The organism is Leptolyngbya sp. GGD (assembly GCF_026735145.1).
Lineage (GTDB): Bacteria > Cyanobacteriota > Cyanobacteriia > Leptolyngbyales > Leptolyngbyaceae > Leptolyngbya > Leptolyngbya boryana.
On record NZ_JAPQKE010000002.1, the window covers coordinates 154,417 to 179,219 of the forward strand.

Sequence of the window (24,803 nt, forward strand, 5' to 3'; positions counted from 1 at the left end):
TATTCAGTAAAATGGCGGAAGAATTGAATCGTTCGGAATTCGTAATCCGCTGCGACTTAGCGATAAGTATTTATGAAGTTCGCTCATAGGGCAGAATGACTTGTACCCATGCCCCTCCCGTTTCAGGATGGTTTTGTGCACGCACAGTGCCTTGATGGGCTTCAATGATTTGTCGGACAATCGCAAGTCCCAAACCACTGCCGCTGGTTGGCTGCATTGCTTCTCGCCCTTGAGTCGAACGAACTCGGGAAGGATCAGCTCGATAAAAGCGTTCAAAGATATGAGGGATAGCGTCTTCAGGAAATCCTGCGCCAGCATCAACGAGATCGACTTGAATCTGGGGGGAAACTGATTGGTCGTTTACACTGGTTTCGATCCGAATGATCCCTTTGTTTGGGCTGTACTTGAGGCTGTTATCCAGTAAGTTGAGAAAAACGCGGTGCATTCGAGCCTCATCTGCGCGAACGATCACAGATGCTAGACCACTGTAATAAAATTGTACTTGTTTTTCACTTGCGATCGGTTCTAAGCTTTGCCAAGCAGCATTGATCAGTGTGACGAGATCCGTTTGCTTTAACTTCAATCGCTGCGCCGGATTGAGATCCAGTTGGCTCAGATCCAGCAAGTCTTGAACTAAACGACTTAAGCGCAAGGTTTCATTGAGCAGGCGATCCACCCACTGACGATTTGGGGGATCGATGCGAGATTGCAGGGTTTCGGCAACCAGTCGAATCGAAGTCAGGGGAGTTTTAAGCTCATGGGCGACATCAGAAGTCCAGCGATCGCGTTGTTGCGATAGAGTAACCGCTTCTTGGCGGTCTTCTAAGAAAACACCCACTTCTCCACCTTGAAGTGGAAAAGCCAGCCCTCGCAGCGGAGTTGAGCGCGCTTGAGAGAGGTTTTCAGCATCGGCAGAAGCCGGATAAAATCGCCATTCGCGCTGATGGGGTTGACCTTTTTCCCGCGCTTTTTCGATCAGAGCATCCAGTTCATACGATCGCACTAACTCCAACAATAGCCGTGGAGCATAGTCATCGCCCTGATTGATCCCCAACAGTTGCACAGCCGCAGAATTGCACCAAATCAACTGATTCTCTTCATCGACTTGCAAGTAGCCGATGGGAGCCAGGTAAAGAATCTGCTTCCAAACTTCCAGTTTGCGTTCGAGTTGTTCCGTCTGAGCTTGATCATGTGCAAGCCGCATGGACAATCGAGACATGATCGATAAGTCCACGCTTGCCTCATCCGGCGGCAGCGTCTTTGCCAACTGGTCAATGCGAGAACTAAGATGACTCCGGTAAATCGTCAGTGGCAGAATTCCGATCGCAAGTCCAGCCAGAAACCAGAAAACAGACACAGGCAAAACAGGGGGCGAGAGTTCACTATGAGCGTTGTGCTCATGACTCCTAGCTTAACCGAATCGATACCCAAAGCCTCTGACTGTGATTAAATACTGCGGATTACTCGGATCAATTTCTAGCTTTTCTCTAATCCAACGAATATGAACATCAACTGTTTTACTTTCCCCAATAAAATCGTGTCCCCAGATTTTTTCGAGCAGTTGATCTCGTGACCAAACTCGTTTGGGGTGACGCAGAAACAGTTCGAGCAGTTTGAATTCTTTGGGAGAGAAGTTCACGACTTCACCACGCACGGTCACCCGGCATTCCTGCGGATAGATTGTGACTTCCTGATATTGCAGAGTCGGCTCAGTCTGAGCGGGCTGAAATTGCTGGTGACGACGCAGGAGCGCACGGCAGCGCGCGACTAATTCCCGCATGCCAAAAGGCTTGGTCAGATAGTCATCCGCGCCGACTTCGAGTCCGACAACGCGATCCATCTCGCTGCCTTTGGCACTGAGGATGAGAATGGGAACGCTGCTGCCTTCGCGTCGCATCCAACGACAAATATCTAATCCGTTGATATAAGGCAGCATTAAATCCAAAATAATCAAGTCAGGCAGAGCCGTCTCGCTGCTACGGTCTGCATTCATCGCCGCTTGTAATCGCGCTAATGCTTGTTGCCCATCTACAGCAGTCGTTACTTCGTAGCCTTCATCAGAAAGGGTGAGCGCGATCGTATCTCGAATTAAATCTTCGTCTTCGACAACCAAAATGCGTCCGAGCGTAAGCTTGGGTGAGATGGGTGCGGATTCGGTCAGAATCGGGGTCGGCATATAAAGTGCATCTCGACTTGTCGGCAAAATTCTACCATTGATCCAGAATCTAGTATGGATTTATACAGTTTTTTATGATTCTAATAACTGATTACCAGCCAGATCGGAATTGTCACCAGAATGGCGATCGTACTGAGGGCGATGCTACTCGCTGCCAGGTTGTGATCTAAGTTGTATTCTTCTGCCAAAATCAAGCTGGCAAAGGCACTGGGAACGCCTGCCATGATGATTAACGATAGCCGGGCATCGTGATTCAGTCCTAATAAGGTAACGGCGATCGCAACTAAACTTGGCAAAATGACTGCTTTCAAGGCAACCGGGACAGCCGCTGCTTTCAGACTATCAATTCCATTCAGTTGAATCAAGCGCATCCCCATCAGCAGGAAAGAAGCAGGAATCACAAACAATAACGACGATTGGCAGAGCGTTTCTGCCCAGTTGGGAAATGCGATCGACTGAGTAAAATAAGCAGCCGCAAATGCCCATAACGTCGGAACCGTCAAAATGTCACGCAGCAAGGTTAAAGGCGTACTTTGAGTTTCCGATCGCCCATAGTGACTCGCGACTAAAACGCCAACGCCAAAGGTTCCCACAAGATTTTGCGTCACGCTAAAAAACACAGCCCAACTGAGATCTCCATCGCCAATCAAAGCCGGAATAAGTCCTAACCCAACAAACCCAGTATTGCCGATCGTCGCTGCGATCACAAATGTACCTTGAGAAGCGCGGTCAAGCGGCGGAAACCAAGGTTCAATTTTATCGAGCCAAGCGGGTTTGACTTGAGTTTTGAGCCAAATCAAAATTCGCAAAGCAAGCCACGCGATCGTTAACCCTGTGCCGAGGGTGGCGATCGTCACTGCGGGAACAATCCCAATATTGGATGAAAAATCTGTTTCTCGTACCAGGGCAAAGATCTGCCAAGGAACACCGACCCAGTAAAGACTTCGACCTAAGAATCTTGGAAACGATTCTGGTAAAAAACGAAACAACAATGCTCCCACCCCTGTCCAAAGGATTAAGGGGGTGTAAGCGTGAACCAAACTTCCGATCATGCCCTTTCCGCCACTGGGCGCTACTCCCATCGCTATCGTAACGGATCATGAAAGGAATTAGTACAGTCAGAAGAGAGACATTTTTGGCAAAAAATTACTGCCAGGTTTTAATTCTCCACTGATTGTCTTGACGAACAAGGGTGTAGCTGACTGTCATATCGCGATCGGTCTGAGTCTCGGCAGGCTGACCCGGCGAAAAATATTTACGAACTTCTGTCACTGTTGCTTTAGCGATCGCTTGAGTCGGATCGGTCGGGCTGACCTCTACCGTGTCTACTTTCACCGCATGATCGTATTCAATGTGCTGGTTTTCGCGTTTTGCTTCGTCAGATGCACGTTGCCATTCTGCAAGCTTCGGCTCGGCTAAAACTTGCGTCAGTTTGCTAGGGTCATGATTGCTTCCCATTGCCGCTTTTTTTGCATTGAGCCAAGTTTCGATCGCGGTTTGTGCCAGAGCGACATTCATCTCTCCCGTGAGTGAAACGGGCTGTTCTGCGGGTTTTAAGTTCACAATGGGCTGATCAAGCTGTACGAGCAGCGGATCCACTGCTGGAGCGCCAGGACTTAGAATGGCTCTGAGTGCGCGAATCATCAGGAACCCTAACCCCATCGCCATCGCCACTCCCAGTAAAAGGAGCAACCAGCGCGATCGACGGCTTTCTCTAGGAGGTGCAGTGGATTCATCGTGATCCGGTGCTTGAAAGCGCGCTTGAGCCGGACGAGGACGACCATTTCGAGGGCGTTCCGATCGCGGCTTTGTTCTTGCGCCATTTGAACCGAGTTTTGCAGACCTTTCCGCCGCAGGCAGCGGAGCGGTTTCAGCGGTCAGCGTTGCCGTTGCAGAACGATAGCCCCCCAAGTTCTCTTCAGTCACGAAGGTTTGACTGCGCGATCGACCATTGCGGCTAACGCTTGAGATCAATTCGCGATGGAGTCCGCGCTCTCCTAAAGACCAATCCGCCACAACTTCACCGTCTGCGGGCAGTTCTTCGAGATAAGCCTGCACTTGCTCATCTGCAAAATACTCTTTCAGCAAGGCTTCGCGCTTCGCTAGATCGCGGAAATGGGGAAAGACTTCATCTTGAAGCCACCGTTCAGAATAAAGGCACAGTCCGGGCAATAGATCCGGAGCACCCTGGGAATTTTCACGAATAAAGGCGAGCGGCTCATATTCTTGAGACAGTTCGAGGACTCGGCTCGCTTCTTCAGTTTGACCGAGCAGTAAGGCACAGACCGATTGCTCTAAATGGACATCTTGCCGACTGCCCAGCCGCGATAACATCCCTTTGGCACGGCGAATCAAGGCAGGCTGATGCTCAGCAAATCCTCTGGCTAACAGCGAGTATACGGCTAGATAAGTTGCGACAGCTGAAGGACGACGCGATTCTTCTTCAAACAGGGCTTGTTGTTCTTCCGCACTCAAATAACCGCGCAATTGTTGAATGAACCGCAAAAAGTCATCAATGCTTAACCCAGACTGATCGTTTCCGGTTCCATCAATGCCGCCCCGTTCTCGCAGCATGTCTTTCAATAAGCGCAATCCGTGCTGACGATCGTTCGCCTCACTTTCCGGCAGCGCTAAGAGTTCCAAAATCCGGTAGGGTCGCAGTTTATACAAATCAGACTGAATCTCACCCCGCACTCCCGCAAACAAGCCTTCTCGTAACAGCAATTCTTGCCCAGTTTCCAGCGCTTCGGCGGCACTTTCATACTGTCCTTGTTGCCATTGCTCCCGACCCAGTTCGAGACACGCAAGCGCGATCGTCAAGACGATATCTGATAATACAATCCGGGGATCACCAAAGCGCCCATCTTTAATCGTTGCAGTTCCGCTACTGAGGTAAGGACGACCGATCTTCAGAACTAATTCATATTCACCCAGCTCTTGGAGAATCAGCAATCCGCCAATGAGTTGCTGATCGTCAATCTCGATCGTGATCGCATCGCTGTCTGATTCGTACTGAGTACTGAGTAGCGTTTCGTCTACTTGTTTACGCTGCTCTGGATCAGACAACACCGCATAAGCTTGATCTAAAAGGCTGCGGCGCGTGGCAATGGCAGCTTCCGAGTACTCGCGGCGCGGGAGTTGTAAAGTGCGATCGCGATGAGCTTGCTTCAGTTGGTCTGCCGTCGCTTGCATCGGCAGACCTAAAATTCGGTAGTAGTCGAGCGGTATACGCACGGTTCACGTCCCCAGCAGTGGTATCGAGTAAAGATTGAGAAGATGACGTTCAAGTTGACAGCCATCATACCCTGTAGATGCAAAGTCGGTAGCTTCCGGGTGCGTAACTTTAAAAGGTGATCCTAACAATAATCTCATCTATAGAGAGATGGAACCACTTCAAGTTAAATAATTCTTGAAATTTGTTAAAATCTGCCTCTGTGTCTGATACGTTTCCGGTTTGAGCATTTGATCTTTGATACATCAGGAAGGTATTTTAGATTAGATTATTCAGAATGGCGCGCAATCTTAGGCGCAGTTTTCAATTACTTTCGGGTCGAGTATTGCAGCGAGGTTAATGGATTCTCATGGTTCAAGAAAGAGCATTTCCCGCATTCCAGACCGTTCCCGCGCAAGTGACTCGCGAGGAAGGCTTGATGCTATATGAAGATATGGTTCTCGGTCGCTTCTTTGAAGATAAGTGCGCCGAAATGTACTATCGCGGCAAGATGTTCGGGTTCGTTCACTTATATAACGGACAAGAGGCGGTTTCGACGGGTGTAATCCGAGCGATGCGCCAGAGCGAAGACTATGTCTGTAGTACGTATCGGGATCACGTTCATGCACTCAGTTGCGGGGTTCCGGCTCGCGAGGTGATGGCCGAGCTGTTTGGCAAGGCGACGGGCTGTAGTAAGGGTCGTGGCGGTTCTATGCACTTGTTTTCAGCAGAGCATCGGTTACTCGGCGGATTTGCGTTTATCGGAGAAGGCATTCCCGTTGCGACTGGGGCAGCATTCCAGTCTAAGTATCGGCGTGAAGTGCTGGGTGATGAGAGTGCGGATCAAGTTACGGCTTGCTTTTTCGGCGATGGCACAACGAATAATGGTCAGTTCTTTGAATGTCTGAATATGGCAGCGTTGTGGAAGTTGCCGATTATTTTCGTGGTCGAGAATAATAAGTGGGCGATCGGCATGGCACACGATCGAGCCAGTTCTCAGACTGAAATTTACAAAAAGGCGAGTGTCTTTGGGATGCCGGGTTACGAAGTCGATGGCATGGATGTGCTAGCGGTTCGGGGCGTGGCTCAAGAAGCGGTGAGACGGGCACGGGCTGGAGAAGGGCCGACTTTGATTGAGTGTTTGACATATCGATTTAGAGGACACTCGCTGGCTGATCCAGATGAACTGCGATCGAAAGAAGAGAAAGAAGCTTGGTTAGCGCGTGATCCGTTGAAGAAGCTTTCGGCTTATCTGATTGAGCAGAGTTTGGTAACGCAGTCGGAATTGAAGGACATCGAGAAGAAGGTACAAGCTGTTGTCGAGGATGCGGTGAAGTTTGGGTTAGAGAGTCCTGAACCTGATCCGAGTGAACTTTATAAGTACATCTTTGCTGAGGATTAATCGAGTTGAGGTCGGTCTTAGGATCGACCTTTTTTATTAATTTATTGAAATCGCAAGGGCTTTTAGGAATTGGAAGTTGAGAAGTGCGGAAAGCAACATCTTTGTGGCTGTAGCTGATGAAAACGAGAGAGTCTCTTAAGCCACAGCCTCACCTGTTCCAAAATCCGTATATTGACGAATTTCAGGTTCATGAAACGCCAGGATGATATCTTGCTTTGGAACACCTAGCTCGACCAGTCGATTTGCAATTCCTTCCTCTGTTCCATCATGCTGAATCCAAATCTTTCCATCTTTAATATCTAGATGTAGAATGCAGCCAAAATCTCGACGTGTACCCCGCCAGCCCACATAGAGCAGTTGATAGTGATCCTGTTCTGTATCAAATAAAGTTTGGACTTCGTACTCCTGAGCATTTCGAGGTCGAGAAGCACGCGATCGACGTTCAGAAAGTAACTGACGAATGTATTGGCGATATTGCTCTACAGCCATTGTGTAAAGACCTCCTGTTGTACGTCATAAATTACCAAGCGAAGTTGATACCGTTCAACTGCTGAAACGATAAATCTTCTCTGAAAGAAAGTGGTGTAAATTGGCTCGCGTACTGCAAGGTAAAGCCGTCGATCGGGTTCAATTTGTGTCAGTGCGTCCCGATAATTCAGAAACTGCCCCAAAGCAGTATGAAACTCTCCAACATTGGATGGACTGATGAAACTTTTGACTTCTACTGCAATCTTTCGTCCTTCTCGTTCTGCGGCAAGGAGTTGTTCGGCAGCTAAATCAATTTCAAAATCGACATCATCCACATTGATCTCGTAAGGATCATCTGTAATGTTCCACCCTTCCTTTTCTAGGGCAGTTCTTACAACTTGATGAAATCGATCTTTTGCCATTAGACTTCTAAGCTCATTCTCTTCTCATTGTAGATAAGCTCTGATTCAAAAAACGAGCATGATCTCTACATGGGCTAGAAACTGCGATCTCGATCCAGCACGAGGTAAACAGTAGGGATATGAAATTAAATCTCTCGGTTAGAATCATCAGATATGAGTCTAGTCGCAGACTATAAAACACAGTAAATTTCTATGAATCGATCAGAACGATTTCGAGGGTGTCTGTTAGGACTAGCTGCAGGCGATGCTGTAGGCACAACGGTTGAATTTCAGCGTCGTGGCTCTTTCTCTCCTGTAACAGATATGGTCGGCGGAGGCCCATTTAACCTCAAGCCTGGTCAATGGACTGACGATACATCAATGGCGTTATGCCTGGCGACTAGTCTCGTCGAGGTTGGTGCATTTGATGCGATCGATCAAATGCATCGTTACTGCAATTGGTATGAGAACGGTTATCTGAGCAGTACTGGTGACTGCTTTGACATTGGTAACACAGTCTGTCAAGCCTTGCATCAATACAAAACCTCTGGCAATCCATTTAGCGGTTCCACGAGTCCACGGTCTGCCGGAAATGGTTGTTTGATGAGACTTGCACCTATCCCCATGTTTTATTTCTCAGACCGCGATCGCATTCTACATTTTTCCGGTGAGAGTTCTCGAACAACACATGGTGCACCAGAGTGTATTGAGGCAAGTCGTTTGTTTGGAGACATCCTGTTCCGCGCACTCTCAGGAGCTAGCAAAACAGAGATTCTTTTTGGGAATGATCGAGAAATAATTACATCTCCATCCATTCAATCGATTGCTCGTGGGGAGTATCAAAGTAAACAAGTCAATGATATACGTGGCACAGGATATGTTGTCGAGAGTTTAGAAGCTGCACTTTGGTGTTTCTGGACAACAGAAACTTATGAACAAGCAATCCTTACAGCGACTAACTTGGGCGATGATGCAGATACAACCGCTGCTATTTGTGGGCAAGTTGCTGGAGCGTATTACGGAGAATCGGGTATCCCGATCGATTGGCTTAGAAAACTGACGATGCGCGATGAAATTACTAAGCTTGCTGATCAGTTACAAACTGCTGCGACATAAGCCTCAACACACACCGCTCGCAAAGAGATGATTGGTTAGAATTCAAAACTGTCTGCGGTGGATAATTGGGAACGATAGCTAGCTTCAGTTTCTGGTCGAGGAGACGACATCAACATTTCTACAGCAGGCACGGATACTACTGTAAACCTTGAGTACCAATGCCTGAAATCACGGTGAGAATTGCTTAAGGTAGCCAGGGATATTTGCGAAAGTCAGGTTTGCGTTTTTCTAGAAAAGCTTGTTTACCTTCGGAGCCTTCTTCGGTCATGTAGTAGAGCATCGTTGCGTTTCCAGCGAGTTCTTGAAGTCCAGCTTGTCCGTCACAATCAGCATTTAAGGCAGCTTTCAGGCAGCGAATTGCGATCGGGCTTTTCTCCAAAATTTCCTGTGCCCACTGAATCCCTTCTGCTTCAAGTTGTTCAACGGGGACAACAGTATTGACAAGTCCCATGTCTAGAGCTTCTTGAGCATTGTATTGACGGCAGAGGTACCAGATTTCGCGAGCTTTTTTCTGTCCTACAATTCGAGCCATGTAGCTTGCGCCAAATCCACCATCGAAGCTGCCAACCTTTGGCCCTGTTTGACCAAAAACTGCATTATCAGCCGCGATCGTCAAATCACAGAGCAAATGCAAGACATGACCACCCCCTATCGCATATCCCGCAACCAAAGCAATGATCGCTTTTGGCATCGATCGAATCAATCGCTGTAAGTCGAGAACATTTAATCTCGGTACGCCTGCTTCATCAACGTAGCCCGCATGACCGCGAACGCTTTGATCTCCACCAGAACAGAAGGCATATTTGCCATCAGTGTGAGGTCCTGCGCCTGTGAAGAGGATCACTCCAATGCGGGAATCTTCGCGGGCATTGGCAAATGCGTCGTAGAGTTCGACGATCGTTTTAGGGCGGAAAGCGTTGCGTTTGTGAGGGCGATTGATGGTGATTTTGGCGATGCCGTCGGCTTTGTGATAGAGGATATCTTCGTAGTCTTTAACAGGTGTCCAGTCCAGAGTCATAGTAAATTCGCAAAGTGTTTTAGTTTGGTTTTGCGCCAGTTGGCATCGTGATGGCGATCGGTTCTGAGTTCTAGAACTCGAATACCATCAGGTGGGAGAGGATTTAAGCGATCGCGCAATTGATCCCAAGTTTCGATGATTTCATGTTTTACGTCGTATGTTTGACAGAGTTTAGAGAAATCTATGTTTTGGGGCGTTGCAAAAAATTCTTCAAAGGGCGGATCAAACGGTGCAATCGGAAGCATTCCGAAGATTCCGCCACCGTTGTTGTTAATCAGCACGATCGTTAAATGTCCTTTGAACTGCGATCGCATTAAAAATCCATTTGTATCATGTAGGAGCGCTAAATCTCCAGTGAGCATCACGGCAGTCTGATGATGAGCAATTCCCAATGCAGTAGACAGTGTGCCATCAATACCGTTCGCGCCTCGGTTGAAAAAGGGTTGAATCCTTAAATCTCCAGGCTTCCAGAAGAATTCAGCATCGCGCACAGGCATACTGCTTGCAATAAAAAGAGGAATATCAGGCGGAAGTGTTTGAGACAGAAGCCAAGCAGATTTGCCCTCAAATAAGGCAGTTTCTTCAGCAAGGCTTTGGTCAATGATTTGACGCATTTTAGATTCTGCTGCGAGCCAATCTTTGAGAAAGTCGGTGACGGGTAGAGTTTGAACGGATTGGAGATCTTCGATCGACAAGCGAATGTGAATGGTTCTGCTATGCAGCGGGTCAAGACTGCGATCGCTCGGATCAAGGGCGTATTGCAAGGGTTGAATTTGCTCAAGCCAGAGTCGCACCTCTTTACTAGTTGGCATTTCGCCAATTCGGATGACAACTTCAGGCGCAAGGGTTTTGGCGAGTTCTTTGTTTCTGAGAATGGTGTCGTAAGTTGAAATCAGATACGGATTGAAGCTTGCGTAGTTCCGAAGTGGAGAGAGCGCTTCCGCAAAAACGGGCATGGAGAGAGATTTTGAGAGATGTGCGATCGCTTGGCAATATTGCTTTGGATTTTTAGGCTGAGCGACTCCTGCAATGATGATGCCTCTTTGGGTAACAAGGTCGTCAGGAAGCCCCCTAAATCCCCCACTTGTGGGGGACTTTGAATGGGAAATATGCTCGAAGAAATTAGCAGGCAATTGAGACGGCATTCCTGATTGTTCAATCGGTGCTAGTGGTTCTCGAAAGGGCATGTTCAAATGCACAACGCCCGCGATCGGATATTGAGTTTGCTCGATCGCATTCAGAACGGTCTGTCTTAAATATGACAGGAGTGATAGTTCTGGAATTGTAATTTCAGTGTAGAAATTTGTGAATGAGCCGAAGAGTTTTTGTTGATCGATCGCTTGTCCTGCATTGCAATTTCTCAACTCTGGCGGGCGATCTGCGGTTAAGACTAGCAAAGGAACTCGACTTTCTCTGGCTTCGACTACAGCAGGAAAAAAGTTAGCTCCGGCTGATCCGGAAGTACAGACTAAAACAACAGGCTGATGCGTTCTTCGAGCAATTCCTAAAGCGAAAAAAGAAGCCGATCTCTCATCTAAAATCGGAATCGCTTCAATGTCTGGATGTCTAGCAAAAGCAACAGTTAGAGGAGTCGATCGAGAACCGGGACAGATAATTGCTGTTTTTAATCCTGATCGAGCTAATGTCTCAACGAGCACCGATGCCCACAAGGTATTGATATTCCGAAAATCTAAGTTCATCTCGATCGCAGTGCTTCTACAAAGGCTTGATGTTCTGGAGATTGCACACCAGCTTGAACGGTTTGAACAACTGCAAGCCTATCTCCGCTTAAAAGGGCATCAGCTTTGAGCCATAGTCCAGGAAAAACTCGCGATCGCATGATTCCTTGTTCATCTGGCAAAATTGGCTGATATTCCGCATCTATCAATTCAACCCAGTCCAATTTATTTTCAAACGATTGCCAGACGATATACTCTTGCACACCATTTCGACGATAAACTTGCTTTTTCGTTCCAGTGTCGATCGACGCACTACTGGCTGCAATTTCAACTACTAGCTCAGGAGCACCTGATAAATAGCGATCTTTGTCGATCGTAATTCTGCCTCCGCAGGATGGATCAATGAATAAAACTAAGTCAGGTTGAGGCTCATTATCTAAATCCAGGCGAACTGTAGGAGTATCACCCAGACGAACGCCAGGAGTAGAAACAATGTAGGTATACAGCCAACCGTTCATATCGCTATGAGGTTCGGCATGGGGTTCAAATCGTAAGGGAGAAGCCACGTATACAATTCCTTCGATGAGTTCAGCTTTTTTGATTCGGGGATCAGCGCTGTATCGTCGCTCGAATTCTGGGCGGGATAAGCGATCGCCGTTTTCCAAAGGTGGAATTTTGCTCAAAGGAGTGTTCATGTTAGGGCATTCAACAAGGCTTGCAGTTTGAGTTGAACTTCAGCGAATTCCTTCTCTGGATCTGATCCTGCCACAATTCCCGCGCCTGCGAAGAGTCGAGCTTGATTTCCTTGCAAAATACAAGACCGGATTCCAACCGCAAATTCGCCATTGCCATGATGATCCATCCAGCCAATCGGAGCTGCGTACCACGATCGCTCAAATGGCTCGAATGATTTCAAATGCTCACACGCAATCAGCTTCGGTGCGCCTGCGACAGCTGGCGTGGGGTGCAATTCTGCAACGGCATCTAAGAGATGTAAATCGGATGGAATCGTGGCACGAATCGGAGTTTGTAAATGCTGAATGTTTGGGAGTTGTAAGAGGCTTGGAGGTGAAAATTGTGGTGTGAGTCCTAAATTTCTCAGATGTTGTGCGATCGAGTCAATCACCACTTGATGTTCATGTTTTTCCTTTTGGCGGCTGAGTAAAGTCGCTGAGAGACGAGCATCTTCGGCGCGAGTTTTGCCACGGGGAACTGAGCCAGCGAGAGCAACTGTAAATAAGCGATCGTTCTCAATTTTGACCAGTCGCTCTGGAGTTGCACCGATAAACGTTGCCCCTTTGCCATTACTTGCTGAGAACACATAACAATTTGGATAGCGCGATCGTAAATTGCTTAAGGATGAAACTAAATTAAAGGGCAATGGTGAAGTGATATCTAGCGCATCAGCTAAAACGATTTTTTGAAAATGCTTGGATTGAATGAGTTTCAATGCAGCCGTGACGGATTTTTGAAAGCGGTCTGAAACAGGATTTTGATTGAAAAAAGGTTTGGGAATATCAAGGGCGAGGCGAATCACTTTAACATTGCGAATTCGCTGAATCGTGCTTAAAACTTCGTCTGTCGCAGTTGTTGGATCGAAAGATTCTGAGATTTCTAGATTGGCAACGATCGTCGATCGACCTTTGTTGCGAGAAATTTGCCAAGCCGGAACGAACACACTTGCAGCAGGAAATAGGCGATCGCTCGTCTGATCAAAGAATGAGAAATTACAGAAAAAATGAATACCAGAAAATTCAGAATCTAGATCACCGATTTGATAGGATTTTTCCCTCGTTGTTTCGATAAATGATTTGATTTGATAAAAGCGATCGCTGCCTTCGGCTTCAAACTGTAATGCAGTATCAAATGCTAAAACTGCACCGTGGTTTTCAAAATAGAAATGCTTTTGATCCGGCTTTACAAAACTATTGAGAACGGCAAGTAGGTCGATTTCTTCAACATTAATCGAAATACTCGCAACACCTTGATGAGTAGATTGTTTACACCTGAGAAGAAATTGATAAAGATCTTTAGAATCAGGTTTTGGATGAAGCTGATACTGGATCGCAGGCATAACAAACTATCCCAAACATGGCTTTTATAATGCTCAAGCCGATCTTACGGGATTTGGGTTTTCCGATTTCCAATTGATGATTTATGTAACGTAAAATCCGCTTTTTCTGTTAAGGATTGTGAATCAATTCGGGGATGATGGCACGATCTCGCACCACTTTCAACTGGAATGAATCCGGTGGCACAAACGTAATTCCACGTCTTGCAGGTCGAATCTCTCGGTTCAACGTCGATTCAAACTCATACCAAGATAGAACCGTTGCCAGAACCAGTTTCATCTCGAACATTGATAACGCCATTCCGACACAACTGCGACTTCCACCGCCAAATGGCAAATACTCATAAGCCGAAAATTTCCGTTCTAAGAACCGCTCCGGCTTAAATTGATCCGCCTGCTCGTAAGTTGCTTCTCTGCGGTGTGCCAAATAAATGCTGGGAATCAAAACGGTTCCTGGCTCGTAAGTGTAGCCTTCGATTTCAATCGTTCGCTTGACTTTTCGAGGTTGGGAAATCAGCGCGATCGGGTAAATTCGCAATGCTTCCTTACACACTGCCGTCAGATAGGGAGCCTGAGAAAGAACGATCGGATCGGGATTTTCGCCGAATTCGTCTAATTCTTGCCGTAAGCGATCGAGACAATTTGGATTTCGATGCAGCCAATAAAACGCCCAAGTCAACGCCGATGCTGTCGTTTCATGTCCAAGCAATAACAAGGTCATTAACTGATCTCGCAATTCTTGATCGTCCATTGATTCGCCTTGTTCGTCTCGTGCTGTCATGAGCACAGAGAGAATATCGGTACGATTTTGTAGAGAATGAGAACGTCGATCGCGAATTTCGGCATAAATCAATTCATCAATCTGAGCCATTTGGTCGAGAAATTTGCCCCAAGGACTCCAATCTCCCAGGTTTTGCTGCAAGATGGGGAAAAAGAATTGAGTCGAATACAGCGGCGAAGTAATCGCTTCGAGCAATTGAGCTAGTAACTGTTTTAATCGCTCATATCTCGCGCCTGGAACCAGTCCAAACACAACTTGTAGAATCACTTGCAGCGAAATTTCTGACATTTCAGACCGCAGAGCGATCGTTTCTCCCACATTCCAGTCGATCATGCGCTTCTGCGCCAACTGACAAATTAAATGCCCCTGACTATGCAACTGTTCGCGATGCAAAGCAGGCATTAATAACTGTCTTTGGCGTTGATGTCTTGCACCTTCTTGCATGATCAGCGATTCATTCCCAACTAAGGGACGAAAGATATCGGTCACTTTGCCAAACTCAAACGCATCTGCCAAAGTCGTAAATACAGCCTGAATCGCATCAGGATGGCTGAGAAACACGACAGGCGGAGAATTTAAGCCGAGAACTCTTGTAGTGAACGTATCGCCATACTGAGCGGATTGTCGATCGAAGAATGCGATCGGGTCGGCGACCAGTGACAGCGTTTGAAAGAGAGCAGGAGTGGAAGAACCGATCGGCAACGTCATAGCAAATTGCAATGCACACACGTTTCTAGTGTACGGAATTCTTCAATTCAAATCTCATCCTCTACTCAATGAGACACAAACCGAAAAACATCAATTGCGCTGAGGGCGATCGCTCCATACAGCAGTCGCGTACTTTAAATTTCTAAGCGAGTGCGAGTTGCACCAAGAGATAAGGGTTTGTAGATGTTGCCTCGAAAGTCGATGTCGTAGACTTGCAATTCGTCTGCTTCGGTATCGATCGTGAAAATGACTCTGACTTTTCCCGCTTGCATCCTGAAGAATCCTTTCCAGTCTCCTTTCAGACTCTTGATGTCCAACTCATTGAAGGGAATGATTCCTTCAGCTTCAATCGATTGCAAGAGGTATGCCAGTCTGTCTTGGAGTTTTTCGGTTTCTTTGGCAGAGAGTTTTTCCAAGAATTTGATTGAGGCTTTACTGAGGACGAGTTCTATTCTTTACCCAGTCGGTCATGTTGATAAATTCTGTGGTTTTGTGTTCAGCAGGTGAACCGAGTTTGGTTTGGATTTCTTGCATCTCTTTGTCACTGACGTAGGGGATGAGAACTTGGCAGAGTTTGAGGCGTTCTTCTCGAAGCACTTCTCTTAGGCTCTCTTTCACTAGTTGTTTTAGCTCATTGCTTTCCATACGATGATGCGCGATCGCTCTTGGGTGTCCGTTCGCTCAATTTTAGTCTATTTCTAGTTTTGTCACGATCGCAGATTGCCTTGAGAATGGGCGATCGCGGTTACTTTTGCTTGGATATGCGATCGTTGCTCTAAGATTGCTGGCTGAAAATATCAGGCTATTGAGTGGATCGACTGGATTAAGACTTGCAGTTTGGTTTGCATTTGCTGAAAATCTGAAGCCGTTAGGGTTCCGAGTGATTGCTGGACTAATTTTTTATCTAGGGTTGCAAGTTTGTGAAGCCGAACGATCGAGGGTATTCTCAAGCCTGCTTGCTGCCATTCTTGAAGTTCAAGATCGAAAGGGGTTTGGTTGAGTTGTCCAGTGATGCGGGCAACTAAAAGATCGTTGTCTCCGGTGTCAAGCAGGACAAGGGCGGGTCGTCGTTTTACTTCTGTGGTGTTGGTGAAGGGAAATGAGAGTAGGAGAACTTCACCGGATGAATAAGTGGGCATTGCTTAGATCTCATCGTAAATGGCATCAATGGAGTCATACCCAGCTAAGAATTGGGTTGCGGTGAGGTTTTGCCATTGGGTCGGTTCTGAGGCGGGATCTGTGTCGTTCGTTAAGACGATGATTCTAACGGCTTGATTGTTGAGTTCGCTTGGTAATACGGCTTCGGGGAGTTCTAGTTTTCCATCGGCGGTGATGTGGGCTGGAAATTCGTATGCTTTCATGAGTGTCTCCGATCGCGTCTGATTTGATTGTACTGGCAAGATTTGTCCGATCGCTTTGCTGCCTAGAAAGTTCGATCGACTTTGCACTACGAACTGTCCAGCAAGCAACTCCAACGCTCTTTTCCCAATCCAAAATCAACCCTCGTCTGATGCACTTTGTAGCTCTTGAAGGATCGATCGTGTTGTCGGATATCGGAGAGTTCGGATGTTCGATTCTCTACGAAGAATTTGTTAGAGAATTGATGTAGATAAATTGAAAGCCGACACCATTGACTTGAGGCAGGTTGAATAATTTTGGCGGATAGTCATGGTTGTTGGATGAGAAACTCCTAAAGCACGTTCACTAATTGCTAACGATCGCATATAGAGCGGTTCGGCTTCCTCATACCGTCCTTGCGATTTGTAGAGTAATGCCAAATTGTTCAGACTCAATGCCACATCGGGATGCGATTCTCCCAGCAGTGTTCGGCTTAATTCCAGCGCTTGGACATAGAGCGGTTCGGCTTCCTCATAACGTCCTTGCGATTCGTAGAGTAATGCCAAATTGTTCAGACTCGTTGCCACATTGGGATGCGATTCTCCCAGCAGTGTTCGGCTTAATTCCAAAGCTTGGAGATACAGCGGTTCGGCTTCCTCATAACGTCCTTGCGATTCGTAGAGTAATGCCAAATTGTTCAGACTCGTTGCCACATTGGGATGCGATTCTCCCAGCAGTGTTCGTCTTAATTCCAAAGCTTGGACATACAGCGGTTCGGCTTCCTCATAACGTCCTTGCGATTCGTAGAGTGCTGCCAAATTGTTCAGACTCGTTGCCACGTCGGGATGCGATTCTCCCAGCAGTGTTCGGCTTAATTCCAAAGCTTGGACATACAGCGGTTCGGCTTCCTCATAACGTCCTTGCAAATAGTAGAGTCCTGCCAAATTGTTCAGACTCAATGCCACATTGGGATGCGATTCTCCCAGCAGTGTTCGGCTTAATTCCAAAGCTTGGACATACAGCGGTTCGGCTTCCTCATAACGTCCTTGCAAACGGTAGAGTCCTGCCAAATTGTTCAGACTACTTGCCACATCGGGATGCGATTCTCCCAGCAGTGTTCGTCTTAATTCCAAAGCTTGGACATACAGCGGTTCGGCTTCCTCATAACGTCCTTGCAAATAGTAGAGTGTTGCCAAATTGTTCAGACTACTTGCCACATCGGGATGCGATTCTCCCAGCAGCGATCGTCTTAATTCCAGGGCTTGGAGATAGAGCGGTTCGGCTTCCTCATAGCGTCCTTGCGAACGGTAGAGTCCTGCCAAATTGTTCAGACTCGTTGCCACGTCGGGATGCGATTCTCCCAGCAGCGATCGCATTAATTCCAGGGCTTGGATCAAGAGCGGTTCGGCTTCCTCATAGCGTCCTTGCGATTCGTAGAGTGCTGCCAAATTGTTCAGACTCGTTGCCACATTGGGATGCGATTCTCCAAGTCGTTGAGTCGAGATCGATCGACAATGCAGATACCATTCCTCCGCTTCCGCAAACGCTGCCTGTCCCTGATAAAACTGACCCAGTCGAGTTGCAGGTTTATAGATATCATCGTCTACCAGCCAAGGTGCCAGTGTCGTCGTTGCTTCCTTCAGATGTGGAATCGTGGCTGAAAATTGCTCGATCGATGAAAGTGTCCAATCGCTCGGCATTTGATCTGCAATCGCGCTCATCACCGCACAAAACGATCGCTTCATCGCCTCCTCTTCTAGCATCGTCGATCGCTTCACCGCAAAAAACTCTCGCAACAACTGATGGATCTGATACATCCCATCCCGCTCAAAACTCAGCAAACTCAGATTGACTAACTGTTGATCTCGTAAATCTTCCAATTCTTCTTCATCCGCATCCGGTAGACAAGCCTGCACCAGCGACCAAGGAATCTCAGCCAAAGCAAACAAACTCAAGCACATCGCCAATCGCTGCGCGTCCTCGTTCAACTCTTGCCAACTCAACTCAAACGCTGCCACCACACCCAAAGTTGCAGTCATCCCTGATTCAGCTTCTAGTAACGCTTTCGCCGCCAACCGTTGCGCTTGCAATCGTTCCCACAGTTTCGCGATCGAGGTTCCCTGCTTTCGCGCCAAATACCGCCCCACTAGCTCCAATCCCAACGGCAAATAGCCCAACCACTCACACACCCGCTTCGCCGTATCCAAATCCTGATCAATTCGCCCATCCCCCACCAGCGACCTCAACAACTCCAACGATGCCGCCTCACTCAGCACCTTGATTTCGTAATTTTGCACCGGAGATCCAAAGCGCGATCGCGTCGTCAGCAAAACCTTAAAATACGATCGCTGTGGCGGCAGAAACCGTCGAATCGCCCCATAATCTTTCACATCATCCAGCACAATCAGAGTCTCTTTCTGCTGCCATTGCTTCCAGATGTCCTGCACCTTCCTCTCAGGCTCAACATCCTCTGGAATATTTAGCTGCAACTGACCCCGCGCAAACTCAATAATTTGCTTACCCAGATCCGTTCTTGCACTCAACCACAAAACACCCCCCGGATAAACCCCCAAATCTCGCTGCTGACTTGCATATTGCGCCGCCAATTCCGTCTTACCAATTCCCCCCATTCCCGCGATCGCCGAAATTGCAGTCGGCTTTCCAGTCTTCACCTGCTCATGCAGCTTTTCGAGATCTTCCGCTCTCCCAACAAACACATCACTCAAACGCGGCAAATTCTCTGGAATACTCGGCGGATAAACAGGCTTCGATTCAATCTGCGATCGAGGATACTCCGGCTTCTCGGAAGGCTTCCCCCGCTCCTTCGTCACGGCTCGATTTGCCGCCTGCACTACCCGTTCTTCCGCCTCTGCCTCCTCCACCCCCACCAAATCCACATAGACAATCTGCGCCCACAATCCCTGTGGCGTACATTCCCCCACCCGAATCGGAATCAGCGATCGTTCCATCCCCATTGGATCTTTTGCAAACGCCGCTGCCCATTCTGCTTGCACATACCCCGACTCCAGAGAATGCTTCGACAACACCGCGATCGTTCGTTTCGCCTCCGATGCCGCTTTTTGCATATCGAGAACAAAATTCCCACCTGCGCCAAAGTCCCATGCCTGAATCACAACGCGGTATCTTTCCGCTTCAAGAATCCAGGCAATCCATTCTGCAAATCCTCGATCGTGGTGATTGTAGCTGATGAAAAAATCAACAGGCGTTTCAGGACTCATCTAAAAAATTCTGAACGGGGGATATCTCTTTTATACTTACAGAACCCAATGGTTTCCGCAAAGCATCCGCGTTTCATCTCACAATGGCAGCAGTACGATAAAAGAAACGCTTGCTCAACCCGCGATCGTCCCTTTCGATTTTCAATTCTGCAACGGAGACACCCAACATGGAACTCACTCTTCCTCTAAAGCTAGATCTCCAGCACGTTCATCTCACCGATGAGCAATTTTATCAACTCTGCATCAACAACCCCGAATGGAACATTGAGCAGAACGCAAAAGGAGCCTTGATTGTTATGCCCCCCGTTGGTGGAGAAAGCGGTGAGAGAGAAGCAGATTACATCATTGATTTAGGAAACTGGAATCGCCAAACTCAACTCGGAAAAGTCTTTAGTTCTTCAACGATTTTCAAGCTTCCTAACGGTGGGAGCCGCTCTCCTGATGCAGCCTGGGTCGAATTGTCTCGATGGCAAGCCCTCACCCCAGAACAACGCAAGAAATTTCCGCCCATTGCTCCAGATTTTGTCATCGAATTGCGATCGGCGACTGATAATCTCACAACTTTGCAAGAAAAAATGCAGGAATATCTCGAAAGCGGAGTCCGGCTCAGTTGGTTGCTCAATCCCCAAGATCAACAAGTCGAGATCTATCGGCAAGGACAGGAAAAAGAAGTACGATCGCTCCCCACTCTACTCTCAGGCGAAACAGTTTTACCTGGATTTGAGCTACAGGTCGATCGATTTATCGAGGAGTAAACTGGATCATTCTCCTTCAAAGTGCTATCGCTCCATCTCAAAACCAAAGCAATCTCATTTTCAGATAGAACGACGTGCTGGAGATTGGTATACGATCTCGTCCTCTACAATGAGATTTGAAGATTGGAAGTGCAAAATGGTAGATGCGATCGTCATTGGAAGCGGAATCGGGGGCTTAAGCTGTGCGGCGATTTTGGCAAAATATGGCTATGATGTTTTAGTTTGCGAAAGTCATGCGATCGCAGGGGGAGCCGCTCACGGATTTGAGCGCAATGGCTTCAAATTTGATTCAGGCCCGTCGCTCTATTCAGGCATGTCTTACAGTCCATCTCCGAATCCGTTGCGGCAAGTTTTAGATGCGATCAACGAAGATATCGAATGGTTGAATTACGACACTTGGGGCTGTTGTCTGCCTGAAGGCACGTTTGATACCCAAGTCGGCACAGAACAGTTCTGTGAGGTTTTACAGCAACTCCGAGGCGAAAATGCGGTCGCTGAGTGGAAAAAATTACAACAAGTCATGGCTCCTTTGGCAAAAGCTGCGATCGCGCTTCCACCTGCTGCTGTTCGATATGATTTTGGAGCCTTACTGAGTGTTGGACAATATCTTCCTAAGATGCTGCAAAATGCGATCGGACTTTCTCAAATTACAGGAGCGTTTTCGCCTGTCATGGATAAAGTTGTGAGTGATCCATTTATTCGCAACTGGATGGATTTACTTTGCTTTTTACTATCAGGATTACCTGCCGATAGTACCAATGCGGCTGAAGTCGCTTTTATGTTTGCAGATTGGTATCGCCCGAATGTGCAGCTTGACTATCCAAAAGGTGGAAGTGGCACGATCGTTGATGCTTTAGTTCGAGGCTTGAAAAAGTTCGGCGGCAAGATTCGCCTCAATGCTCACATTGAGAAAGTCTTAGTTGAAAATCAAAAAGCAGTGGGAGTCAAGTTGCGAAATGGAGAAGAACTGCATTCAAGCTATGTGATCTCCAACGCCTCAATCTGGGATACTTTGAAGCTCGTCAACCATCCTAAATTTACTCAGCAGCGCCAAGATACGCCGCAGTGTGATAGTTTTATGCACTTGCACTTAGGAATTGATGGGCAAGGTTTAGATCATTTAGCTTGCCACCACATTGTGGTCAATGATTGGAGCTTAGGCATCACAGCACCGCAGAATGTTGTGTTAATTTCGATTCCATCTCTACTCGATCCTTCTCTTGCTCCAACTGGGAAACATGCAATTCATGTTTATACTCCCGGAAATGAGCCTTATGAGATTTGGGAGAAGTGCGACTCTTATCCAGAACTCAAACAACAGCGAGCCGAAGTGATGTGGAAAGCTTTGGAGAGGGTGATACCCGATATTCGATCGAGAACCGAACTCGCTTTAGTTGGAACCCCCTTAACACACGAAAGATTTCTCCGCCGACATCGCGGAACTTATGGCGCAGCAATTCGGGCAACAGATGGATTATTTCCTAGTGCTTTAACTCCCATTTCAGGCTTGCTCTGCTGTGGTGATTCAACTTTTCCGGGAATTGGATTACCTGCGGTAGCAGCAAGTGGAATGATTGCCGCAAATACGATCGCACCTGTTCGGAAGCATTTAGACCTCTTGAAACAAATCCAATAAAATACCCAGCACTCTCGCACTGGGTATTTGACTAGGAAGTTCACTCAAATTTGCGAACTACTTTGCAACACCTGCTGGGAATTTGACTTCGTTCGGCGTTTCATTATCAGACTCAACGCGCTTACCTTGAACGAACGATCTCAACATCCAAGCCATTTCCTCATGTCCTTCCATCAATCCGGTGAGAAAATCAGCCGTTCCTTCATCATGGAAATCTTCAGAACACTGATCAATGTGCTGACGCAAATTGCGAATAATTTGCTCGTGATCGTCTACTAGGTTGATCACCATTTGAGAAGAAGAAGGAACGTCACCAGTATGTTCCTTAATCGACGAATATTGGATAAAACCAGCAGCGGTTCCGACAGGGTACTCACCCAAAGCGCGAATCCGTTCAGCCGCTTGGTCGATCGATTCATTCAGAATAGTATATTGCTCTTCCCAGATTTGGTGTAGCGATCGAAACTCAGGACCAGTCACATCCCAATGATATTTCTTTGTTTTGATCAATAGCAGATTCATGTCTGCCAAATCACGATTCAACAGTTCACAAACGCCTTGACGCTGTTCATCCGACAAACCAATATTAATCTTACGCATGGCAATTACTCTTTATCTTCGGTTTCCTTGACTAGTTCACCAAATTCCACCGAGAACAGCATCAGTCGCAGGAAAGAAGGCAGCGATCGAGAATCCCATCCTTGAGAGCGGTTTATTCTTGGTCAGCGCTAAAATCAACTTTGTCGTATAAGTCTGCAATCACGAACTGACAAGGCACAGAGTTCAACGAAACCGCTAAATTCTCATCTTCATAAGTTGTGGTCGTCCAAATGCCGTTATCGTCTTTAATTCGATGCTCAATCTGAACTTTGTACTGATCGATGAGCAGGTACTCTTGGAATTGTGCGATCGTTTGATAAGCTTCAAACTTTTCCTCCCGGTCATAGCTCCGAGTGGATTTTGATAGAACTTCTGCAACAAAAATAGGATTAATCAAAGTATCGCGCCGACCTTCCTGATATTGAATGGGTTGCGGCATGACCATGACATCGGGATAGGTATAGATACGTTTCTTCGGAATCCAAAGTCGCTGATCCGTAATGTAGATCTCATACGGTTTTCGCTTGAGGTCAATGCTTAATGCGATGTAAAGATTTCCAGCAATTTTATTGTGATTCGGAAGTCCACCTGTCATTAGAACAATCTCACCGTCAATGTACTCATGCCGTTCCTCTGAGTGAATTTCAAATTCCAGGTATTCTTCGGGGGTGTAATCACGTTTTGAAGTTTGCAGAATCATACGATCGACATTCCCAACGAGAGTAGTTTTATTATACGGGACTGACTTTGGCACGATAGAGCAATCGTTCTCCTTGCCGATATCCTGCATATCTCACTCGAACTAGATCACCAGCTTCAGCCATGCCGCCCATCAATTGATGCTGCTGCGGGTCGTATGGAATTTCAGAACCGACGATCGCGCTTTGCTCAATTCCCCAGTTTTGTAAAAGCTGTTCAATCGGACGAACTAAGGGTAAAAGCTTCACCGCAGGCGCTTGCGGATTTTGCTGCGCCGCATAAGCAGCAGCAGACCATTGCAGTAACCACGGTTCTAAAGTTTGTAGGCTCGATTGCTGGAACTCTTGTAGTAAAGTTTCTCGCTGTTCAGATAGCTGTGCTTTGAGTCGATCGTATTCTTTTTGCAACGATGGGATTAGCTCGAACAGTGCTAGTAAATCTGCTAGGCTCAACTCTAACTTTGTCGCAAACTGTGTGAGGGTTTCGAGCTTTAATTGTTGAAGTTCGCCTTTGCGGAGTTTGAGTAACTGTTTCTCAGAGATGCCTGTGCGATCGCGTAATTCGCGAAAGGTTTTGATTTGACGCAATCGCATCAGTTCTCGAATTTGCGGTGTGTAGTCCATGACAGCAAAAATACCAGATTGTCTCAACTTTACCAGCAGCGCGATCTCATGAGAATTTTGTTAGAATAGAGAGTATGCGTATTAGTAGATATCATGTCGCCAATCAAGGAATCTTTGCAGAATGCGATCGCCAATCTGAGCGAAGAAGATTGTGTGCAGGTGATGGGATTTATTCAGGATTTGCAGCATAAGTCAGAGAGTCACTATGTTGCAGACGAGGATTTATTTGAGTATGTGAATGGAGTTTTAGTCGTAAAAGCGACACTTGATGAGGGGGTAACACCTGAAGACATTGAGTTTGCAGTTGAGCAAGATTGAGCAGTACGAGATAGGAAGTTAGAAGCTTGGTAAGAGTTTTATTTGATACGTCTGTTGTCATTGCAGCGATCGTGCCTGTGCATCCGCGCCATTCGGAATGTCTTCCTTGGTTAGAGCAGGTTAAGTCAGGTGAAATTCAAGGTGTGATTGCGATTCGGTCTTACGCTAAGTGCTTTTCGACTTTGACAAATTTGCCGCTTCGTCCTCGGATTAGTCCAGCACAAGCACAACGCTTGATCACAGAAACTTTGAGTTCATTTGAAGCGATCGTATTGACGATAGAGGATTATCAAGCTGCGATAGCTCAAATGGTCAATATGGGACGTGCAGGTGGAGGCGTTTATGATGCGCTGATTGCTCAAGCTGCCTTGAAAGCCGAAGTTGATACGCTTCTAACCCTGAACGCTAAGGATTTTACGCGATTGGGAGAATCAGTTTCTCGATTGGTACAAGTTCCAAGCTAAGCTTTTCTTCCTGCTTCAATAAAGCTAGCAAGTCGTAACAGAAAAAACAGCGATCGTACTCTTAGCACGATCGCTGCTCAATTTGTAAGCTCAGAATAAC

The 24,803-nt window shown here is 47.1% G+C and carries 26 protein-coding genes; 7 read left to right on the forward strand and 19 right to left on the reverse strand.

All coding sequences use genetic code 11. The features are described from left to right. Positions 1-70: 70 nt before the first annotated feature. The 4 genes from OU814_RS09735 to OU814_RS09750 form a co-directional block, all read right to left on the reverse strand. Positions 71-1,357, reverse strand: coding sequence for a sensor histidine kinase (locus OU814_RS09735; protein WP_190650965.1), 1,287 nt, complete (start codon positions 1,355-1,357; stop codon positions 71-73). 54 nt (positions 1,358-1,411) lie between these two features. Further along, entirely contained in the window at positions 1,412-2,176 is a 765-nt protein-coding gene (locus OU814_RS09740; protein WP_017285743.1) for a response regulator transcription factor, read from the reverse strand. An 80-nt stretch (positions 2,177-2,256) separates the two neighbouring features. Further along, complete coding sequence (locus OU814_RS09745; protein ID WP_017285744.1) at positions 2,257-3,258, reverse strand: AEC family transporter; 1,002 nt, start codon at positions 3,256-3,258, stop codon at positions 2,257-2,259. Between the two features lie 64 nt (positions 3,259-3,322). Then, positions 3,323-5,410: an IMS domain-containing protein gene (locus OU814_RS09750; RefSeq protein ID WP_268182319.1), complete on the reverse strand. Its 2,088-nt coding sequence runs from the start codon at positions 5,408-5,410 to the stop codon at positions 3,323-3,325. A gap of 347 nt (positions 5,411-5,757) precedes the next feature. Between OU814_RS09750 and pdhA the strand changes: the two genes are divergently transcribed. Next, the gene (pdhA, locus tag OU814_RS09755; protein WP_268182322.1) at positions 5,758-6,789 is read left to right on the forward strand and encodes a pyruvate dehydrogenase (acetyl-transferring) E1 component subunit alpha; all 1,032 of its coding nucleotides are present in this window, start codon (positions 5,758-5,760) and stop codon (positions 6,787-6,789) included. A gap of 135 nt (positions 6,790-6,924) precedes the next feature. Here pdhA and OU814_RS09760 read toward each other — a convergent pair whose 3' ends face one another. Next, a complete protein-coding gene (locus tag OU814_RS09760) occupies positions 6,925-7,278 on the reverse strand; it encodes a XisI protein (protein ID WP_017285747.1) in 354 nt (117 codons plus the stop codon). Further along, positions 7,269-7,679: a XisH family protein gene (locus OU814_RS09765; RefSeq protein WP_268182326.1), complete on the reverse strand. Its 411-nt coding sequence runs from the start codon at positions 7,677-7,679 to the stop codon at positions 7,269-7,271. Before OU814_RS09765 ends, OU814_RS09760 begins: the two co-directional genes overlap by 10 nt. A 192-nt stretch (positions 7,680-7,871) precedes the next feature. Between OU814_RS09765 and OU814_RS09770 the strand changes: the two genes are divergently transcribed. Then, on the forward strand, positions 7,872-8,774 hold the full coding sequence (locus tag OU814_RS09770) for an ADP-ribosylglycohydrolase family protein (RefSeq protein ID WP_268182329.1): 903 nt from the start codon (positions 7,872-7,874) through the stop codon (positions 8,772-8,774). Between the two features lie 184 nt (positions 8,775-8,958). Here OU814_RS09770 and menB read toward each other — a convergent pair whose 3' ends face one another. The 9 genes from menB to OU814_RS09815 form a co-directional block, all read right to left on the reverse strand. Continuing rightward, positions 8,959-9,792, reverse strand: a complete 834-nt coding sequence (menB, locus tag OU814_RS09775) for a 1,4-dihydroxy-2-naphthoyl-CoA synthase (protein ID WP_017285750.1) — start codon at positions 9,790-9,792, stop codon at positions 8,959-8,961. Further along, a complete protein-coding gene (gene menD / locus OU814_RS09780; protein ID WP_268182330.1) occupies positions 9,789-11,492 on the reverse strand; it encodes a 2-succinyl-5-enolpyruvyl-6-hydroxy-3-cyclohexene-1-carboxylic-acid synthase in 1,704 nt (567 codons plus the stop codon). Before menD ends, menB begins: the two co-directional genes overlap by 4 nt. Next, positions 11,489-12,166 carry a Uma2 family endonuclease gene (locus tag OU814_RS09785; protein ID WP_017285752.1) on the reverse strand — a complete coding sequence of 226 codons (678 nt, stop codon included), beginning with the start codon at positions 12,164-12,166 and terminating at the stop codon, positions 11,489-11,491. Before OU814_RS09785 ends, menD begins: the two co-directional genes overlap by 4 nt. Beyond that, positions 12,163-13,545, reverse strand: coding sequence for an isochorismate synthase (locus OU814_RS09790; RefSeq protein ID WP_268182333.1), 1,383 nt, complete (start codon positions 13,543-13,545; stop codon positions 12,163-12,165). Before OU814_RS09790 ends, OU814_RS09785 begins: the two co-directional genes overlap by 4 nt. 109 nt (positions 13,546-13,654) lie before the next feature. Next, positions 13,655-15,031, reverse strand: a complete 1,377-nt coding sequence (locus tag OU814_RS09795) for a cytochrome P450 (protein WP_268182335.1) — start codon at positions 15,029-15,031, stop codon at positions 13,655-13,657. 134 nt (positions 15,032-15,165) lie between these two features. Beyond that, positions 15,166-15,447 carry a type II toxin-antitoxin system RelE family toxin gene (locus OU814_RS09800; protein ID WP_268182337.1) on the reverse strand — a complete coding sequence of 94 codons (282 nt, stop codon included), beginning with the start codon at positions 15,445-15,447 and terminating at the stop codon, positions 15,166-15,168. A gap of 16 nt (positions 15,448-15,463) precedes the next feature. Beyond that, positions 15,464-15,676: a hypothetical protein gene (locus OU814_RS09805; RefSeq protein ID WP_268182339.1), complete on the reverse strand. Its 213-nt coding sequence runs from the start codon at positions 15,674-15,676 to the stop codon at positions 15,464-15,466. Positions 15,677-15,828: 152 nt separating this feature from the next. Continuing rightward, the gene (locus OU814_RS09810; RefSeq protein ID WP_268182341.1) at positions 15,829-16,170 is read right to left on the reverse strand and encodes a type II toxin-antitoxin system PemK/MazF family toxin; all 342 of its coding nucleotides are present in this window, start codon (positions 16,168-16,170) and stop codon (positions 15,829-15,831) included. A gap of 3 nt (positions 16,171-16,173) precedes the next feature. Next, the gene (locus tag OU814_RS09815) at positions 16,174-16,392 is read right to left on the reverse strand and encodes a hypothetical protein (RefSeq protein ID WP_268182343.1); all 219 of its coding nucleotides are present in this window, start codon (positions 16,390-16,392) and stop codon (positions 16,174-16,176) included. A 2-nt stretch (positions 16,393-16,394) separates the two neighbouring features. Here OU814_RS09815 and OU814_RS09820 point away from each other — a divergent pair, with 2 nt between their 5' ends. Continuing rightward, positions 16,395-16,640: a hypothetical protein gene (locus OU814_RS09820; protein ID WP_268182346.1), complete on the forward strand. Its 246-nt coding sequence runs from the start codon at positions 16,395-16,397 to the stop codon at positions 16,638-16,640. Here OU814_RS09820 and fxsT read toward each other — a convergent pair. Continuing rightward, positions 16,624-19,608 carry an FxSxx-COOH system tetratricopeptide repeat protein gene (gene fxsT, locus OU814_RS09825; RefSeq protein ID WP_268182348.1) on the reverse strand — a complete coding sequence of 995 codons (2,985 nt, stop codon included), beginning with the start codon at positions 19,606-19,608 and terminating at the stop codon, positions 16,624-16,626. The genes OU814_RS09820 and fxsT overlap by 17 nt on opposite strands. A gap of 167 nt (positions 19,609-19,775) precedes the next feature. On the opposite strand from fxsT, the gene OU814_RS09830 reads away from it, so the two are divergent. Next, complete coding sequence (locus OU814_RS09830) at positions 19,776-20,363, forward strand: Uma2 family endonuclease (RefSeq protein WP_268182350.1); 588 nt, start codon at positions 19,776-19,778, stop codon at positions 20,361-20,363. 136 nt (positions 20,364-20,499) lie between these two features. Beyond that, the gene (locus OU814_RS09835; RefSeq protein WP_268182352.1) at positions 20,500-21,999 is read left to right on the forward strand and encodes a phytoene desaturase family protein; all 1,500 of its coding nucleotides are present in this window, start codon (positions 20,500-20,502) and stop codon (positions 21,997-21,999) included. Between the two features lie 57 nt (positions 22,000-22,056). On the opposite strand, the gene OU814_RS09840 is transcribed toward OU814_RS09835, so the two are convergent. The 3 genes from OU814_RS09840 to OU814_RS09850 form a co-directional block, all read right to left on the reverse strand. Then, positions 22,057-22,599 carry a Dps family protein gene (locus OU814_RS09840; RefSeq protein ID WP_017285763.1) on the reverse strand — a complete coding sequence of 181 codons (543 nt, stop codon included), beginning with the start codon at positions 22,597-22,599 and terminating at the stop codon, positions 22,057-22,059. 112 nt (positions 22,600-22,711) lie between these two features. After that, complete coding sequence (locus tag OU814_RS09845; RefSeq protein WP_017285764.1) at positions 22,712-23,299, reverse strand: Uma2 family endonuclease; 588 nt, start codon at positions 23,297-23,299, stop codon at positions 22,712-22,714. Between the two features lie 31 nt (positions 23,300-23,330). Continuing rightward, complete coding sequence (locus OU814_RS09850) at positions 23,331-23,921, reverse strand: helix-turn-helix domain-containing protein (protein ID WP_268182356.1); 591 nt, start codon at positions 23,919-23,921, stop codon at positions 23,331-23,333. A 93-nt stretch (positions 23,922-24,014) separates the two neighbouring features. Between OU814_RS09850 and OU814_RS09855 the strand changes: the two genes are divergently transcribed. Further along, entirely contained in the window at positions 24,015-24,239 is a 225-nt protein-coding gene (locus OU814_RS09855; RefSeq protein WP_268182358.1) for a hypothetical protein, read from the forward strand. A gap of 26 nt (positions 24,240-24,265) precedes the next feature. Next, positions 24,266-24,703, forward strand: coding sequence for a type II toxin-antitoxin system VapC family toxin (locus tag OU814_RS09860; RefSeq protein ID WP_268182360.1), 438 nt, complete (start codon positions 24,266-24,268; stop codon positions 24,701-24,703). The last annotated feature ends 100 nt before the right edge of the window (positions 24,704-24,803 follow it).

Excerpts from the sequence above, each read along its gene's own strand:
- OU814_RS09740 (WP_017285743.1), bottom strand. The coding sequence starts at position 2,176 with ATGCCGACCCCGATTCTGACCGAATCCGCACCCATCTCACCCAAGCTT.
- OU814_RS09745 (WP_017285744.1), bottom strand. The coding sequence starts at position 3,258 with ATGGGAGTAGCGCCCAGTGGCGGAAAGGGCATGATCGGAAGTTTGGTT.
- pdhA (WP_268182322.1), top strand. The coding sequence starts at position 5,758 with ATGGTTCAAGAAAGAGCATTTCCCGCATTCCAGACCGTTCCCGCGCAA.
- OU814_RS09760 (WP_017285747.1), bottom strand. The coding sequence starts at position 7,278 with ATGGCTGTAGAGCAATATCGCCAATACATTCGTCAGTTACTTTCTGAA.
- OU814_RS09765 (WP_268182326.1), bottom strand. The coding sequence starts at position 7,679 with ATGGCAAAAGATCGATTTCATCAAGTTGTAAGAACTGCCCTAGAAAAG.
- OU814_RS09770 (WP_268182329.1), top strand. The coding sequence starts at position 7,872 with ATGAATCGATCAGAACGATTTCGAGGGTGTCTGTTAGGACTAGCTGCA.
- menB (WP_017285750.1), bottom strand. The coding sequence starts at position 9,792 with ATGACTCTGGACTGGACACCTGTTAAAGACTACGAAGATATCCTCTAT.
- menD (WP_268182330.1), bottom strand. The coding sequence starts at position 11,492 with ATGAACTTAGATTTTCGGAATATCAATACCTTGTGGGCATCGGTGCTC.
- OU814_RS09785 (WP_017285752.1), bottom strand. The coding sequence starts at position 12,166 with ATGAACACTCCTTTGAGCAAAATTCCACCTTTGGAAAACGGCGATCGC.
- OU814_RS09790 (WP_268182333.1), bottom strand. The coding sequence starts at position 13,545 with ATGCCTGCGATCCAGTATCAGCTTCATCCAAAACCTGATTCTAAAGAT.
- OU814_RS09795 (WP_268182335.1), bottom strand. The coding sequence starts at position 15,031 with ATGACGTTGCCGATCGGTTCTTCCACTCCTGCTCTCTTTCAAACGCTG.
- OU814_RS09805 (WP_268182339.1), bottom strand. The coding sequence starts at position 15,676 with ATGGAAAGCAATGAGCTAAAACAACTAGTGAAAGAGAGCCTAAGAGAA.
- OU814_RS09810 (WP_268182341.1), bottom strand. The coding sequence starts at position 16,170 with ATGCCCACTTATTCATCCGGTGAAGTTCTCCTACTCTCATTTCCCTTC.
- OU814_RS09815 (WP_268182343.1), bottom strand. The coding sequence starts at position 16,392 with ATGAAAGCATACGAATTTCCAGCCCACATCACCGCCGATGGAAAACTA.
- fxsT (WP_268182348.1), bottom strand. The coding sequence starts at position 19,608 with ATGAGTCCTGAAACGCCTGTTGATTTTTTCATCAGCTACAATCACCAC.
- OU814_RS09830 (WP_268182350.1), top strand. The coding sequence starts at position 19,776 with ATGGAACTCACTCTTCCTCTAAAGCTAGATCTCCAGCACGTTCATCTC.
- OU814_RS09835 (WP_268182352.1), top strand. The coding sequence starts at position 20,500 with ATGGTAGATGCGATCGTCATTGGAAGCGGAATCGGGGGCTTAAGCTGT.
- OU814_RS09840 (WP_017285763.1), bottom strand. The coding sequence starts at position 22,599 with ATGCGTAAGATTAATATTGGTTTGTCGGATGAACAGCGTCAAGGCGTT.
- OU814_RS09845 (WP_017285764.1), bottom strand. The coding sequence starts at position 23,299 with ATGATTCTGCAAACTTCAAAACGTGATTACACCCCCGAAGAATACCTG.
- OU814_RS09850 (WP_268182356.1), bottom strand. The coding sequence starts at position 23,921 with ATGGACTACACACCGCAAATTCGAGAACTGATGCGATTGCGTCAAATC.
- OU814_RS09855 (WP_268182358.1), top strand. The coding sequence starts at position 24,015 with ATGTCGCCAATCAAGGAATCTTTGCAGAATGCGATCGCCAATCTGAGC.